The sequence below is a fragment of the Pseudomonas sp. FP603 genome, assembly GCF_030687415.1.
GTDB lineage: Bacteria > Pseudomonadota > Gammaproteobacteria > Pseudomonadales > Pseudomonadaceae > Aquipseudomonas > Aquipseudomonas wuhanensis.
The window spans coordinates 4,233,505-4,248,716 of sequence record NZ_CP117431.1 but is presented as its reverse complement, the minus strand read 5'-3'; the positions used below and the strand labels follow the sequence as shown (position 1 = coordinate 4,248,716).

At 59.5% G+C, this 15,212-nt stretch carries 16 protein-coding genes; 4 read left to right on the top strand and 12 right to left on the bottom strand.

Translation table 11 applies throughout. From position 1 onward, the window contains the following. Positions 1–51 precede the first annotated feature (51 nt). The gene (locus PSH65_RS19475; RefSeq protein WP_305421862.1) at positions 52–1,296 is read left to right on the top strand and encodes a M20/M25/M40 family metallo-hydrolase; all 1,245 of its coding nucleotides are present in this window, start codon (positions 52–54) and stop codon (positions 1,294–1,296) included. 68 nt (positions 1,297–1,364) lie between these two features. On the opposite strand, the gene PSH65_RS19470 is transcribed toward PSH65_RS19475, so the two are convergent. The 11 genes from PSH65_RS19470 to PSH65_RS19420 form a co-directional block, all read right to left on the bottom strand. Beyond that, on the bottom strand, positions 1,365–2,003 hold the full coding sequence (locus PSH65_RS19470) for a transposase (RefSeq protein ID WP_305421860.1): 639 nt from the start codon (positions 2,001–2,003) through the stop codon (positions 1,365–1,367). After that, the gene (locus tag PSH65_RS19465; protein WP_305421859.1) at positions 2,000–2,779 is read right to left on the bottom strand and encodes a hypothetical protein; all 780 of its coding nucleotides are present in this window, start codon (positions 2,777–2,779) and stop codon (positions 2,000–2,002) included. The genes PSH65_RS19470 and PSH65_RS19465 overlap by 4 nt, the downstream gene beginning before the upstream one ends. A gap of 349 nt (positions 2,780–3,128) precedes the next feature. Then, positions 3,129–3,308: a hypothetical protein gene (locus tag PSH65_RS19460; RefSeq protein WP_305421858.1), complete on the bottom strand. Its 180-nt coding sequence runs from the start codon at positions 3,306–3,308 to the stop codon at positions 3,129–3,131. 309 nt (positions 3,309–3,617) lie between these two features. Next, positions 3,618–4,487 (bottom strand): oxaloacetate decarboxylase, encoded by an 870-nt coding sequence (locus tag PSH65_RS19455; RefSeq protein WP_305421857.1) that lies wholly within the window; start codon positions 4,485–4,487, stop codon positions 3,618–3,620. 158 nt (positions 4,488–4,645) lie between these two features. After that, positions 4,646–5,680, bottom strand: coding sequence for an arginine N-succinyltransferase (gene astA / locus PSH65_RS19450; RefSeq protein ID WP_305421856.1), 1,035 nt, complete (start codon positions 5,678–5,680; stop codon positions 4,646–4,648). A 61-nt stretch (positions 5,681–5,741) separates the two neighbouring features. After that, positions 5,742–6,773: an arginine N-succinyltransferase gene (locus PSH65_RS19445; RefSeq protein ID WP_305421855.1), complete on the bottom strand. Its 1,032-nt coding sequence runs from the start codon at positions 6,771–6,773 to the stop codon at positions 5,742–5,744. A gap of 119 nt (positions 6,774–6,892) precedes the next feature. Beyond that, complete coding sequence (locus tag PSH65_RS19440; protein WP_305421853.1) at positions 6,893–8,242, bottom strand: APC family permease; 1,350 nt, start codon at positions 8,240–8,242, stop codon at positions 6,893–6,895. A 55-nt stretch (positions 8,243–8,297) separates the two neighbouring features. Beyond that, positions 8,298–9,050 carry an N-formylglutamate amidohydrolase gene (locus PSH65_RS19435; RefSeq protein ID WP_305421852.1) on the bottom strand — a complete coding sequence of 251 codons (753 nt, stop codon included), beginning with the start codon at positions 9,048–9,050 and terminating at the stop codon, positions 8,298–8,300. Further along, entirely contained in the window at positions 9,034–10,365 is a 1,332-nt protein-coding gene (locus PSH65_RS19430; RefSeq protein ID WP_305421850.1) for a glutamine synthetase family protein, read from the bottom strand. Before PSH65_RS19430 ends, PSH65_RS19435 begins: the two co-directional genes overlap by 17 nt. Then, on the bottom strand, positions 10,362–11,006 hold the full coding sequence (locus tag PSH65_RS19425; protein ID WP_305421849.1) for an isochorismatase family cysteine hydrolase: 645 nt from the start codon (positions 11,004–11,006) through the stop codon (positions 10,362–10,364). The genes PSH65_RS19430 and PSH65_RS19425 overlap by 4 nt, the downstream gene beginning before the upstream one ends. Positions 11,007–11,008: 2 nt before the next feature. Continuing rightward, complete coding sequence (locus PSH65_RS19420) at positions 11,009–11,863, bottom strand: MurR/RpiR family transcriptional regulator (protein WP_305421848.1); 855 nt, start codon at positions 11,861–11,863, stop codon at positions 11,009–11,011. A 341-nt stretch (positions 11,864–12,204) separates the two neighbouring features. Here PSH65_RS19420 and PSH65_RS19415 point away from each other — a divergent pair, with 341 nt between their 5' ends. Both PSH65_RS19415 and cobF read left to right on the top strand, forming a co-directional pair. After that, the gene (locus tag PSH65_RS19415) at positions 12,205–12,777 is read left to right on the top strand and encodes a histidine phosphatase family protein (protein WP_305421847.1); all 573 of its coding nucleotides are present in this window, start codon (positions 12,205–12,207) and stop codon (positions 12,775–12,777) included. After that, complete coding sequence (gene cobF, locus PSH65_RS19410; RefSeq protein WP_052965177.1) at positions 12,777–13,532, top strand: precorrin-6A synthase (deacetylating); 756 nt, start codon at positions 12,777–12,779, stop codon at positions 13,530–13,532. Before PSH65_RS19415 ends, cobF begins: the two co-directional genes overlap by 1 nt. 134 nt (positions 13,533–13,666) lie before the next feature. On the opposite strand, the gene ftrA is transcribed toward cobF, so the two are convergent. Next, positions 13,667–14,641, bottom strand: a complete 975-nt coding sequence (gene ftrA, locus PSH65_RS19405) for a transcriptional regulator FtrA (protein ID WP_305421845.1) — start codon at positions 14,639–14,641, stop codon at positions 13,667–13,669. Between the two features lie 100 nt (positions 14,642–14,741). Between ftrA and PSH65_RS19400 the strand changes: the two genes are divergently transcribed. Then, entirely contained in the window at positions 14,742–15,176 is a 435-nt protein-coding gene (locus tag PSH65_RS19400; protein WP_305421844.1) for a rhodanese-like domain-containing protein, read from the top strand. Positions 15,177–15,212 lie beyond the last annotated feature (36 nt).

Genomic DNA, 15,212 nt, shown 5'->3' with positions numbered 1-15,212 from the left:
CGTAGTCAGGTAGGGTATTTTCGACCCCCGACACGAAACAAGGATCGATTCATGACGTTCAAGCTCCCGCGCTCCCTCCTGGCCACCAGCCTCGGCCTGACCCTCGCCCTCGGTGCTTTCTCCCCGCTAGTCTTGGCCGAACCGCACAAACAAGTCCTCGCCGATGCCGAACAGTACAAGGGTGAAGCCCTGAAACTGCTGGAGCGGCTGGTGAACATCGACTCCGGCTCCGGCTATGAACCGGGCTTGACCCAGGTGAGTGACATCGCCATCGAAGAGTTGAAGAAGCTCGGTGCCACCATCGAACTCGTGCCCAACACCCCGGACAAGAGCAACCATGTACTGGCCACGCTCAAAGGCACCGGCAAGGCGAAAATCCTGCTGATGGCGCACATGGACACCGTGTTCAAGGAAGGTTCGGCCGCGGCGCGCCCGTTCCAGATCAAGGAAGGCCGCGCGTATGGGCCGGGTGTGATGGACGACAAGGGCGGCATCGTCGCCGGGATCTATGCGCTGAAAGTCCTGAAAAACCTCGATTTCAAGGATTACGCGCAAATCACCTTCCTGCTTGATGCCAGCGAAGAAACCGGCTCGGATGTCGCCACTGACCTGATCAAGAAAACCGCCAAGGCCCACGACGTGACGCTCAACCTCGAACCGGGCCGCCCGGCGGATGGTTTGGTGGTGTGGCGCAAAGGCAGTGCCACCGCCGTGGTCGAAGTCAAAGGCAAGGCATCCCACGCCGGCGTCGCGCCGGAACTGGGGCGTAACGCCGCCATGGAAGCCGCGCACCAGATTCTGCAACTCGGCAAACTGGGGGATGCGCAGAAGAAAACCACCATCAACTTCACCGTGCTCAATGCTGGCGATCGCACCAACGTGATTCCGGATCAGGCCACCGCCAAGGCTGACGTGCGGGCAGCGGTGCCGGAAGAGTTCGACCGGATCGAAAAGGACCTGGTGCGGGTTTCCAAGGACAAACTGATTCCCGAGACTGAAGTCACCACCACCCTTAAACGCGGCTTGCCGCCGATGCCGCAAACGGCGGAGTCGGATCGCTTGATGGCCATGGCTCAAGGGATTTACGGCGAAATTGGCCGCAAGTTGACCGAAGAAGGCAGCGGTGGGGCCGCGGATGCCAGCCTCTCGGCCGGGGTGGGCACACCGACGCTGGACGGGTTCGGGATTGTCGGCGGGAATATCCATACGCCCGAGGAATATGCCGAGGTCGAGAGCGTGGCGCCGAGGATTTATCTGTTGTCGCGGATGATTATGGAGTTGACTAAAGCCCGTTGATTCGGGAGCAGGCAGGGTGACGAATATTCTTCATATCGGGACGTCACCGTGCCTACCTCCTGTTCAGGCTACTCCGCCCCCAGCAATGACAACGCGTGTTCGTAGAACGCTGTCTCCTGCGTTGCGATGCCGGGATACGTGGGCAAGTAGTCCTCGTCAAAACACCAGGCCTGAGCACTGGTCGTTGGCGGCGCATGAATGATCAGGCTTAGTGAAGAGGACATGTCCCGGGGCGGCAGCTGTCGATGCACTTCGTAATAAGGTTGCATGTGCATCACTTCGCCTTGGGCGAGTTTGAGTGTTGTTTCGTCGCCCAGGGGAGGGCGAATGCCGGCGCGTAATTGCGTCTGATCGAGGATTTTGCGCTTGATGGTGGTGTAGCCATCGCCGCTGTAACCCACCGCGTAAATCTCGAAATCGTGGGTGTGGTTCAAGTTGTAGATAAACGTTTCGCTTTCGTCCCGGCTAGACACTGGAGCCCAGAAACCGAGACGGACGGTATAGGCATCCGAGTAATGCAGCACAAAGGCATAGGCGTTATACAAACTGTTTTTGGTGCTGTACCCGTCACGTTGAAGGGTGTTGTAAAGGTGTTCGCTCAGCAATGTTCTGTTGGTGGCGAGTTCGCGCAGGTCAGCGATGATGTGTGACTTGTCTTGATGGAGGTCGTACGTGTCCATGCGTTCAACAAAGGTGGCCAATTTCATGCGATCTCACCCGCGTGCTGATCCAGTAAATCATTGAGTCGAGTGTTTTGCAGGTTTCTTAAAAGAGGCGCATAACCCAGCGCTGCGGCGGGATTTACCAGATGAATCATCTGGAACGCCTTCCATGCGACGGCGGGGTGATAGTGATAAATCAGTTCTTCAGCCACTTTGCCGGCTCCGGGATCCTGGGCTGCCTCCAGCAATTCCAGGCTGACCAGATAGCGGGCGGCGCTGTCGTCATGAGGGAACCAGGCAGTTTTTTGCAATGACACGCGATCAAAGACGTAAATGTCGGCGCTCTTGTCAGGAAAATTAAGACTGCCGATAAATGCGGAGTGTCCAGTGCCGTGCGCATTACTGTCGAACAGGGTCTGCGTGCCGTCGATGAACAACGGGTTACCGGCATCTACGATGACCAGCTCTGCGCGAGTCAGATGTTCATCTTCGAGCTTGTAAAGTTGAAGGAAAAACGGTTCCGCGTTGATCGAAAATAAAACACTGTTGCCGGGTACGGAATAGAGTTGTTCAGACGCCGGTGCGTTATCAGGTGCCTTGAGACTGATATTGCCACTTTTGTTGCAATGTAAAGTCAACGTTCCAGTGTGGGTGTTTGTCAGTCTCAGTATTTCCGCACAGTGAGCCGAATCAAAAGTGCGTGCTGTTTTTTTAGGTAATTGGTCTGCCAGTTTTTTTACTTCGGCAGTCATATTCAGTGTGTTGATGCTGGCAATAAGTTGTGAAGGCGTCAAGTGAGTGTTGAGCAAGGTTTTTATCACGAAAAATTTGCCTTTGTTTTTATGGTTTTTAATGATGAGAGGATAGAATCGTTCAGTTGTTGTTATTGAGGTGGGTGCCTTTTATGTATCAAGCCCGTTAGTTGTAAGCAGACGTCAGAGGCTGAGTGCTATGGCCGCTGACGTCTATCTAACAGATGGGGGACATTGCTATCAGGCAGGTTCGAGCATCGCGCTCAACTGCCAGTAGCACTTGATTACGTGAAGGTTGCCAACATTAAGGCAGGGGTATACTTCCCCATCAGTTCATGCCGTGGTGTTTTCTGGTCGACGCGGCAATGATGTTTTTTTCGCGTGAAGGGATTGCAGCCCCGGTAATCGCTCTACGGTCTTAATCCTTGGCGGGAACGTTCCAGAATTTCTTGATTTCGTGAATGTTACCTATGTTAAAGCGGAGCCCATCCCAGCCAGGACAGTTGGCCTCATGGTTGGATTTTGTCGGCGTGTTGATAACTTTGGCTTCGGCGCGTAATAGCGGGGTATTTTGCCAGTTGCTAGTAGTGGTATTCATAAGTAGTTCCTTGTGATTGTGAGTTGGGCGAGGATGAATCGCTCGGAATTTAAGTAGTGGCGTTGCATTAAGTTGTTGCTTTCAGGGTTAAATGTTTTTTTGTTATTTAACGGTTTTGAGATTATAGAGGGCGATATTTAATATCAACTCTGGAGTTGTTATTAAATATTGGTGTTTGTTTTCAGGTGTGTATTCCCTGGCAGAAACAGATGACAGCCATTCGGCCCCAATTTCCTTGCAACCCTGCCGGTGACATTGCGTCTACCGGCTGAATCACAAGTCGCTTTAGGCGCCGAAGTCAGAGAAGACTCATTCCTTGACGCTCATGAACTCTTCCGCCCAACGAATGTAGTCCTCAGGCTGCGTGTACGTATGCGTCAGCTCAGTGGCGCTCAAGTCCGATGCCTGAGTGAAGATCTGCCGCTGTTCGCGCAGGCTGTCGTAAGTCGCCTTGATCGCCGCGAAGTAGGCGCCATGGCCGTCGATGGTGACGCGCACGCCCAGTTCGGCCAGGCGATTGTCGTCGCGCAGCAGCGGGTTGCCGTAGGTGACCAGCATCAGCGGCACGCTCAGGTGCTCGGCGATTTGTTCGAGGTGGTCGAAGTCCCGCACGCCCACCATGCAAATCCCGTCTGCCCCGGCCTGTTGGTATTGCTGGGTGCGGCTGATGATTTCCTGAACCGGCAGGATCCCGGCATTGGTCCGCGCAATGATCGCCATTTCCGAGTCGACCCGGGCTTCCAGAGCCGCGCGGATCTTGCCGACGCCTTCCGCCACCCCGATCAGGTCAGTGGATTTGCGGCCGAATTGCGCGGGCAGCAAGGTGTCTTCAATGGTCAGGGCGGCCACGCCAGCGCGTTCGAGCTCGACGATGGTGCGCATGACGTTAAGCGCGTTGCCATAGCCGTGGTCGGCATCGGCGATGACCGGCAATTGGGCCACGCGGCCGATGCGGGTGGCCTGCTCGGCGAACTCGCTCAGGGTGATCAAGGCAAAGTCGGGGGCGCCCAGTACCTGCAACGACGCGACCGAACCACCGAGAATCCCCACTTCAAAACCCAGGTCAGCGGCGATGCGTGCCGACATGGGGTCGAAGACCGACGCGGTGTGATAGCAGGCGTTGGAAGCGAACAGTTGGCGGAAATTACGGCGCAAATCTTGATGTGACAGCCTGGACATATGAGTTCCACCAATACAAAGGAATGGAAGGGCTTGAGCAAAAGTGTCAACGCCGAAGGAACAAAAGGCTATCACGGTGAAGGGTAAAGAATGATGACGAATTTTCCGTGCAAGGAATGCGAGATCAAAAGATCGCAGCCTGCGGCACCTGCTACACGTTACGCCGCCACCGCCTGCTGCTGTTGGTTGCGCAGCGGCACGGCGCGGACCGAGTTGCCGGGTTGCAGTTGCAGGCGTTTGGCGGTGAGCCGGTCGACGATCAGGTTGTTACCGACCAGCCGCGCCCGGGCGGTGGTGATGCGGCAGTTTTCCAGGCGGCGATTGTGGATCAGCCATACCGGCGCCTGGTCGTCGGGCGTGCCGATGGCCAGCTCCAATCGTTGGCTGTCACGCACCGTGCGGATTCTCGACACCGGGGCTTCGATCACCGGGCCTGCGTCGAAGATGTCGATGTAACCCTTATGAGCAAACCCCTCGGCAGTGAGGATCTTCAGCGCAGGTTCGGTGTGCGGGTGCGGCTTGCCGATCACCGCCTGGGCCTGTTCGGTGAGCAGGCAGGTGTAGAGCGGCTGGCGTGGCATCAGTTCAGCGATGAATGCTTTGTTGCCCAGCCCCGACAAATGATCGGCATGGCTGAAATCCATCTTGAAAAAATGCCGGCCCAGGCTGTCCCAAAACGGAGAGCAGCCTTGTTCGTCGGCACTGCCGCGCAGTTCGGCAATAAGCTTGTCGCCAAACAGGTGGGGGAACTCGGCAACGAACAGCAGGCGCCCCAGCGACAGCAACCGACCATTATTGCCGTGACGTTGATCGTGTCGCAGAAACAGCGAACAGATTTCCGATTGGCCGGTCATTTCGTTATTCAGAAACAACGTGGGGATCTGGCGCTGGATACCCAGATCCGGCGACGAGCTGACCGTCAGTCCGACCCGGTAGTTGTACCAGGGCTCCCGCAGGCCGACAGCCCCCGCCAGGGCACTGACGCCGACCACTTGTTGATCGTCGTCTTCAAGCACGAACAGGTAATCGGCATCCGCACGTTCGACCTGTTCGGCAAAGGTGCGCTGGGACCAGCGCACTCGGTGGGTCAGGCGTTCCTCACTGGCCGGCAGGGTGGTGACCCTGGGGGCGGCCCGTTGCACCAGATCCAGCAGGGCGGGCAGGTCGGTGACTTGAACCGGACGGACAATCATGATGCAGCTCCTTCTTCGCGCTTGTTCGGGCGCTGTCGTTGGGCACGGGGCCGGTGGCGGCTCACAGGGCGATCAACCGGATCGCGCTGGCGTCGGTCACATTCAGGGCCGCGCACATCTCGGCGCTCAAGGCCACGGGTTGCCCGGCGTGGTAGTCCAGCTCGGCAACAATTGCGCGGTAGTCCTTCAACGAATCGTTGCTCACCAGGTAGCTGCTCACCAGGGAACTACCGCGGGCATCAATGGCCGAGCCAGGGTGCACCGTGCCGGTCTGGCTTTGGGCGATGGAGCGAATGTTCGAGGTGCGTGCGTACAACGTCGGGCCACCGTCGAACAGGTCGATGTAGCTGTTGGTCTCGAAGCCTTCGCGTTCAAGAATGTCGAAGGCCTCCTGACCGTCAGGATGAATCCGGCCGATACATTCCTGTGCCGCCGGGGGCAGCATCGGCACGTAGATCGGGTATTGCGGCATCAGTTCGGCGAGAAATGTCCGGCTCTGCAAACCACAAAGCCGCTCGGCCTCGACGTACGGCAGGTCGAAGAAATGCTTGCCCAGCGCATCCCAGAACGGTGACTGGCCCTGTTCGTCGCTGTAGCCAACGATTTCGGTGATCACCGCTTCGGCAAAGCGCGCCTTGTAGGCGGCGATGAACAGCAGCCGCGCCCGGGACAGCAATTCGGAAAACCGCGTGCGTTCCAGCGCCGCGTCGATATGGAAACCGCGCAGCAAAGTATGACCACTGAGGTCGTGGCACAACGACAGCGCCGGCACCCCGTGCTCGATGTTCAGCTCCCGTGAGGTGCTGGTGAAATGACGGTTGCGCAAACTGTAGAACGGCTCGTTGAACCCTGCGGTGGCGAGGATTTCCGAGCAGCCGACCAAATGGCGAGTCGTGAGATTTTCCAGCACGAAGAAATAGTTCTCCGGGCCAGGACCCTGGACGTCTTTCTCGAACGAAGCGCAGGAGGCGAGAATTTTCTCGCGCAGGCGTTCGGTGTCGTCCGGCAAGGACGTGACCCCCACCAGACTGTCGCGCGCCAGTTGCTGCAACTGGGGCAGGTCGGTTAACTCCACTGGGCGTAAGACCAGCATGGATGTACTCCTGTATCAAAGGGTTCGGCGATTTGCACCGAACCTGACTATCACTGTCGGTTTCCACGCGTTAAATCGGCAGTCGCCTGAATTCATGTCAGACGCTGCCCTTTTTCTTGTCAGCCATTGCTTGGGTCGGGTAGGACCGTGCTGGCACCCAGTTTGTTGAGGAAGAATAGATAGACCAGCCCCAGGGCAATCCAGATCAGGCCGAGTTTCTGTGCATCGACGCCCATGTTGTACATGATGGCTGCGACGATGATGAAGCCGATCACCGGGCAGAGCAGGTGACGAATCACCTGGCCGGACTTCTGCCGACGCCAGTAATAGTTGATGACGGTCAGGTGCAGCAACATGAAGCCGCTCAGGGCGCCGAAGTTCACCAGGGAGGTGAGGGTGTCCACCGAGTTGATGAACAGGTAGCAGATCACCAGCGACAGCGCCGCCACCAGATAGATGCTCACATACGGCGTGTTGTGCTTCGGGTGCACCTTGGCCAGCACTTTCGGCAGTTTGCCGTCCCGGGCCATGCCGAACAGCAGGCGCGAAACCGCCGCTTGCGAGGTGATCGCGACCGCGACGCCCCAGGCCAGGGCGGTGGCTACGGCGGTCAGGGTCGCCAGCCAACTGCCAGCGGCGATTTCGGCGATTTCATAGAACGCGGTGTCGGCGGACTTGAAGCCCAGGCCGGCGGCCAGGTCGGTAGCAATCCAGGTCTGCACCACGAAGATCACGCCCATCACCAGCAATGTAATCAGCGCAGCCTTGCCGACGCTGCGGCCCGGGTCTCCCTTGATCTCTTCGGCGAGGGTGGAAATCGCATCGAAACCAAGGAACGACAGCACCGCAATCGACACCGCTTGCATCAGCAGGGCGAAGTTGAACGTCTCGGGGTTGTACAGCGGCGCCAGAGTCAGTTGACCGTTACCGCCGCCGTTGTGCAGGGCATTCCAGGCGTAGAACAGGAAGATCCCCAGCACCACCAGTTGCGCCAGTAGAAAGATGATGTTCATCCGCGCGGTGAAGGTGATGCCCCGCAGGTTGACGAAGGTGGCGCTGACCAGAAAGGCCAGGATGAAGCCGACTTTCGGGATGTCCGGGTACAAATGATTCAGCGCCATCGCCGCGTACACGTAGAGCAGCGGTGGAATCAGCAGGTAGTCGAGCAACATCAGCCAACCGGCGATAAACCCGACATGCGGGTTAAGCCCGCGTTGTGCGTAGGAATACACGGAGCCTGCAATCGGAAAGGCCCGGGCCATGCTGCCGTAACTGAGGGCGGTGAACAGCATCGCCACCATGCCGATGATGTAGGCCAGCGGCACCATCCCCGGCGCTTCGGCGTTGACGTAACCATAAACGCCGAACGGGGCGATGGGGATCATGAAGATCATCCCGTACACCACCAGGTCTGTCAGCGACAGGCTGCGTTTCAACTCTTGCTTGTAGCCGAATTCTTCAATTTCCATGAAGCCCTTCTCCTTGATGAAAGCAGCTGCACGCTGCGAGTTCGAAGCTATTGCTCTACAGCAGTGGCGCCAGATAGTCGGTCCAGCGACCGATGTTTTCGGGGGTGCGCAGCAGATCGTTGCGTACCTCGATCAACACCGACTCAAGCCCTCGTGCATCGCCATGAACCGGCACGGTCATGTCACCCAGCGGATCGACTTTGTACGGTTGATTCCCGGCGACTTTCAACGGGTGCAGGCTCAACCCGTCGATCACTCGCTGGGCGTACTCCTCGGCCTGTCCGTACAACACGCCGGCTTCCAGCGACCTTGGCTGGCCGTAATAAATCGGCGTGAAACTGTGAATCCCTACCACGCGAACCGGTCGACCTTGCGCCACACGGGCGTCGATCAAGGTTTGCAGGCGTGCATGAAACGGCTTGAACAGGCAGTGCCGGCGATAGTCGCGGGTGGCCTCGTCCAGATCCCGATTGCCCGGCACCTGATAAATCTCGCTCTGCAACGGAATGCTGTCCGGCGCATGGCGCGGGCGGTTGAGGTCGATCAACAGCCGTGAATAATTGGCCGCCAACAGGGTCGCGCCCAGTGCTTCGGACAAGCCCTCGGCCAGCGCCAGGGCACCGATGTCCCAGGCGATGTGTTCGCGGGCGGCTTCATGGCTCAAGCCCAGGTCATTCAACCCCGCCGGGATAAAACGGCTGGCGTGTTCACACACCAGAATCAGCGGGTGCCCGGAGGCTTCCCGGCTCAGCGTGTACGCAGGCTGGGTATAGAGCCCCCGTTCGGCGGACTCAGTAAAGGCGCGCATAGTGCTCACAAAGATCGGCGGGCGAGAGCTGTTCCGTCAGCCTCAGTTCCTCGGTTTTAAGGGCGAACCAGGTGTCCAGCAAGGCGCTCGGCAGGGCTTCGATCAGCGCTTCGCTGTTGCGCAGGCATTCCAGGGCCTGGGACAGGGACCCGGGCAGGGCGACGATGCCGCGGGCCTGGCGTTGCTCTTCGTTCAGGGAGTCGGGGACTTCATCGGTGATCGCGTTCAGGGCCAGTTGCTGCTCGATGCCCAGGCGCCCGGCGATCAGCAACGCGGCCATGGCCAGATGCGGCGAGGCGGTGGCGTCCATGGCGCGAAATTCCAGGTTGTACTGCGCCGCCACGGCTTTGCCGCCCAGGCTCACGGTCGGGCAAATCCGCAGCGCCGCTTCGCGGTTGCGTTGGCCGAGGCAGGCGTAGGAAGCGCTCCAGTGATGGGGCTGCAAGCGCTCGTAGGAAACCGGTGTCGGTGCGGTAAAGGCGCAGAGCGCCGGCAAATAATGCAGAACGCCGGCGGCCCAATGCTGGCCGAGGGTCGACAGGCCGTTGGTGGTGCCGGCGTCGTACATCACCGGGTGGCCGGCCAGATCCTGCAGGCTCACGTGCAAATGCACGCCATTGCACACCGCCTGCTCGGAGGTCTTGGGCGCGAAACTCAGGTCCAGGCCCATTTGCCGGGCGATCTCCCGGGTGATCTCGCGCACGTTCACCGCGCGATCGGCGGCGGCGACGCCAAGGGCCGGGCGGCAGGTGATTTCGTATTGGTGCTTGCCATATTCCGGCAGGAACATTTCCGGTTCCACACCGCCGGCACGCAGTGCGCTGAGCAGCCAGCCGCCGAACTCGGCACCCTGGCGCTGAGCCTCAAGAGAGAACGCCAGATGCTCAGCCGCGCCGCTGCCGAGGTTGAATTCATGTTCGAACGCGGCGTTGATCTGCAGTCCCAATTCATCGCGATAACGCTCCACCTCGTTGCGCAACAGCGTGCGCGGGCAGGCGCCCCACGGGCGGCCATCGGTTTCGCGAATGTCGCCGTGAATGAAGTCCAGCGCCGGGGCATTGGCATCCGGGCCGTTGTTGACGGTCACCCGGCTGCTCAAGTCGGGGATCAACCGCAAGTCGCCATAAGCACCCCATGGATTGCTGGAGGCGATGATGTCTTGCGGGGTCAGGGCGCTGTTGGCCGGCACCCAGCCGCAGCCCGCCATTTGATAGGCATCGAGTTCGTCGGTGGGAAAGGAACGGCCACGTGTCACGCCAATCAGGTCGGTGGTGACGATCGTGGTCATCGGCAGTGGCGACAGGCGAGCGCTCATGGCTGCATCTCCTGCAACCGGCGGAGCACGGTTTGGGTGTCGGCGATCCAGCAGTAGCCCTTGATGGCGTTCAGGCAGGCGTGATGCCGTTGTTCGGTGTAGGTGGCGCAGGCATCTTCGACCAGCGTCACCAAGTAACCACGGTCGGCGGCGTCACGCACCGCCATGTCGACGCACTGGTCGGTGACGATGCCGGCGATGATCAGGTGCCGGGTTTCAAGGTTGCGCAGCACGTAGTCGATGTTGGTGGAGTTGAAGACCCCGGAAGAGGTCTTGGGCAACACGATTTCGTTTTCGACCGGCGTCAGGTCATCGATGATTCGCGCTTGCAGGCTGCCCTTGGGCAGGTGCATGTCCGAGAGTTTGTGGTCCAGCGAGCGGTCGCGACCATCGGCGGTGAGGCTCTCGATGAGCGTGTGCAGCACGTTTTGCCGGGCGCCGCGAAAGGCACTGAGCAACCGGCGTTGATTGGGCACCACTTGCATGTGGGCGCGGGTCAGAAAGTATTCGGCATCCGGCCCGTTGAGGTGCGGGTCGAACTGCGGCTCGAGCCAGGCACGCTGCATGTCCACCAGCAATAGTGCGGTGTGGTCGGCGGCAAACGGCAAGTCCCGGGGCGAGTGGTGGGGGAGCGTGAACATCCTTATTTATCCTCCAGCAGGTGAGTGTCGAAGTCGGTCCGCAGGGCATCGATGCCTTCCAGGCGCTCGGCGAGATCGGGGCTGCGCAGAGACAGACAGGCAACCAGTGCTTCAACCTGGGCCAGCGCCGGAACCATCGAGTCGAAGGCCGACGCCGATTCCACCGGTGCGCTGATGATCAGGTCGGCCATTTCCCGCAGCGGTGACGCGTAGATATCGGTGAACAGCACGACCCGCGCATGCCGGCTCTTCGCAGCATTGGCGACCCGCAGGGCCTGGGACTGGTAGCGGCGATAGTCGAACACCAGCACCACGTCCTGACGCTGCACGTCGAACAGCCGGTCCGGCAATTGCGCGTTGTCTTCCAGGGCAAAACAACCGGGCCGCAGCAGGCGCAGATGGTTGAGCAAATAGTTGGCGAGGAAACTGCTGAAGCGGCCGCCAAAGCAATGGACCTGATGGCGGGTGTCGAGCAGCCATTCGATCAGAATTCGTACATCTTCGGGTTGAGTCAGCGCCTGGGTATCGACCAATGCCCGATGACTGTTCGCCAAATAATAGTCCCAGGGATCATCTTTCTTGAGATGGGCGCGGGGTTGCAACAGGGTACTGGGGGAGCGCAGGCGGTCATCCATGTCGCTGAGCAAGGCTTCCTGAAAGTCGGCATAACCGCTGAAACCAAGCTTCTTTACCAACCGCACGATGGTCGGATCGCTGACACCGGCATGTTCGGCCAGACGTGACATCGGGCCCAGCCCGTTACGCGGGTACTGATCCAGCAAGGCACGTATGACTTTGCGTTCCGATGGCGTGAGTTCCAGGCCGGGATCGGTGATCAGGTCTCTGAGAGAGGGCATCCGGGCTCCTGCTGGATGAATGTGTCGGTTTCATTTCATAAATTGCTAAAACAGTATTTATGTAACGTGTGCTACATGTCTAGTGAATTTTCGCATGGATTTTAAAAGCCGCAAAATGGGGCGAAAACCCCGTGCGCCGGGGGCTACGCGGATGTCGACTGACGTTGTAGGACATCGCCCATAGTGGTGTCAGAGATCGCTACTTATGGGGGATAAAAAGGGGCCGCCAACCCGATCGACTGTTTGAAACGAAGCGCCCTGGATCGCGCTTCTTGCGGCACAATGGGCCGATTACTCGTAGCATCGTGCCGTTTTCCATCCTATCGACAGAGTGATCTTCCGTGCAGGCGACCCGCTTGACCCTGATGTGCCACGCTCGAACCGTCGCACAAAAATTGGCGTGTTTTCCTACGAATGAGCCGTTGGAAATGGATTGGCAATCGGCGAAGGGTTCGCGTTGCCGCCAGTTCAAGGGCACACCCCGTTTGCTCTGTGGCCCTGAACGGCGGACCCGGCAAACCGCTGAGCTGTTTGGCGGCGACGTGGAGATTGTCGCGGCACTGGCAGATTGCGATTTCGGGCGCTGGAAAGGCACGTCGATCGACGACCTGCAAACATCCGAACCGCAGATGCTGCAGGCCTGGCTCAATGACCCGACCTCGGCGCCTCACGGTGGAGAATCGGTGTCGCAACTCGGTGAGCGGGTGGCTGCGTGGTTGAGTACCCTTGAGGCGACGCCGGGGCATATCGTTGCCATCACCCATCCTTTTGTCATTCGCGCCGCACTGATGCAGGTGTTGCAGGGGGCGGCGTTCAACCAGATCGACGTCGAACCGTTGTCGGCCATCGAGTTGCGGTTCAACGGTCGCTGGCGGTTACGCTTGATGGGCACGGAACCTGAGGGAGCACGTTGATGAAAAAACTTCTGGTCATCGGTGTCGGCGCCGGCAACCCCGACTACATCACCATGCAGGCGGTGAAGGCGCTGAACCGTGTCGATGTGTTTTTCCTCATGGACAAGGGCCAGAGCAAAGACAAACTGATCGACCTGCGCCGCGAGATCTGTGAGCGCTACATCACCGATCACGACTACCGCTTTGTCGAAGCCCATAGCCCGGAGCGGGAGCGCGGGGATGTGGACTACAAGGCCAGCGTCGAAGATCTGAACCGCGCGAAGCAGCAGACCTTCGAGCGGCTGATCAACGAGGAAATGACTGACGACCAGTGCGGCGGTTTTCTGGTGTGGGGTGATCCCGCGTTGTACGACAGCACCATTCGGATTCTGCAGGCGATTCTGGCGTCAGGCCGGTGTGTGTTCGAGTTCGAGGTGATCCCCGGAATCACCAGCGTGCAGGCGTTGGCGGCGCAACATAAGGTGCCGCTGAATCGCATCGGTCGCTCGATTGAAATCACCACCGGCCGGCGGTTGGCGGCGGGGCAGGTGAGTGACGCCGACAGCCTGGTGGTGATGCTGGATGCGCAAGATGCCTACCATCACGTGGCCGATCAGGAGACGGAGATTTACTGGGGGGCTTACCTGGGGACGCCGGATGAAATCCTGATCAGTGGCAAACTCAAGGATGTCGCGGATGAGATTGAGCGAGTGCGCAAGGCGGCGCGGCTGGCGCATGGGTGGATCATGGATACCTATCTGTTGCGAAAGTCTTGAGATAATTGATGTCTGATGTGACGCTTTCGCGGGCAAGCCCGCTCCCACAGTGGATCTCTATTGAGCACAAAACTTGTGTACGACGCAGACTTTGTGGGAGCGGGCTCGCCCGCGATGAGGCCCTCAAGCACACCTCAAGAAATCGCCTTTACCTCACGCCCAAACCGCTCCCGATACACCGACGGTGGCACGCCGACCACGCTGCGAAACGCCACCCGGAAACTCTCCACCGATCGATAACCGCAGTGCTGGGCAATCTGCTCGGTGTTCTGGCGGGTGCTCTCCAGCAACTCGCGGGCCCGGGCCAGGCGCTCATGTTGCAACCATGCCTTGGGCGGCAGGCCGCTGGCTTCGGTGAAGCGCCGCAGGAACGTGCGCTCACTCATGGCCGCCTCGCTGGCAAGGTCGCGAACCTCCAGCGGTTCGTGCAGACGTTCCCGTGCCCATTGCATGACCCGCGACAGATCGCTGCGTGGCGTCGGGCTGACCGGTGACGGAATGAACTGCGCCTGACCGCCGGTGCGTTGCGGCGACATCACCAACCGTCGCGCCACCGAGTTGGCCACCTGAGTGCCGAAATCCCGCGCGACCAGGTGCAGGCAGGCATCGATGCCCGCGGCGCTGCCGGCCGAGGTGATCAATTGGCCGGAATCGACATAGAGCACATCCGGGTCCACTTGAATGTCCGGAAAACGTTCGGCCAGTTCAGCGGTGTAGCGCCAGTGTGTCGTGGCGCCGTGACCGTCGAGCAAACCGGTGGCCGCCAGGACGAATACCCCGGAACAGATCGACAGCAATCGCGCGCCCCGGGCATGGGCCTGGCGCAGGGCGGCGAGCAAAGGTTCAGGCACCGCCGCGCTGCGATCGCGCCAACCGGGAATGATAATGGTCCGGGCCTCCTCCAGCAGTTCCATCCCGCCGTCGGCCAGCACCTGAATGCCGCCCATGGCGCGCATCGGCCCTGGGTCGACAGCGACAATACGATGCTCATACCAAGGGAAATCGAACTCCGGCCGTGCCAGACCGAAGATCTCCACGGCGATGCCGAATTCGAACGTGCAGAGGCCGTCGTAGGCCAGAATCGCGACCAATCCAGGGGTGGGCTGCATTTGGCGGAAAATTCCCGGTGAGTGTCTTGTGCGCCACTGTAGCGATAAGCGCGGGGCAGATAAAGTCTTCCCACACCCACCGAGACTTTGGAGTACAGCCATGCCCAGCCTGGTTCGCGAAATTCCTGCTGCCCCGTCCGCCATTGCCCTGATGCATTTCAGCAATCGTCTGACCTTCGAGACCGATTGTTCCGACGTCTATGGCAGCCAACAGGCCGGCGAGGTGGATTTTGTCCTGGTCGACGTGCGTGGACCGTTAGCGTTTGAGCGCGGGCATGTGCCGGGCGCGATCAACATTCCGGGGCGACTGATCACGGCTGATGGCCTGGCGGCTTATTCGAAGTCCACGTTGTTCGTGGTCTATTGCGCAGGGCCCCATTGCAACGGCGCCAACAAGGCCGCGGTGAAACTGGCGGCGCTGGGTTACCCGGTCAAGGAGATGATTGGCGGGGTGACCGGGTGGCTGGATGAGGGGTTTGAATTGAGTGTTGCGGTGCAACCTGTCGTTGCGATGCCCATAAGTTGTGAATGCTGACTAATTGTGGCGAGGGAGCTTGCTCCCGTTGGGTCG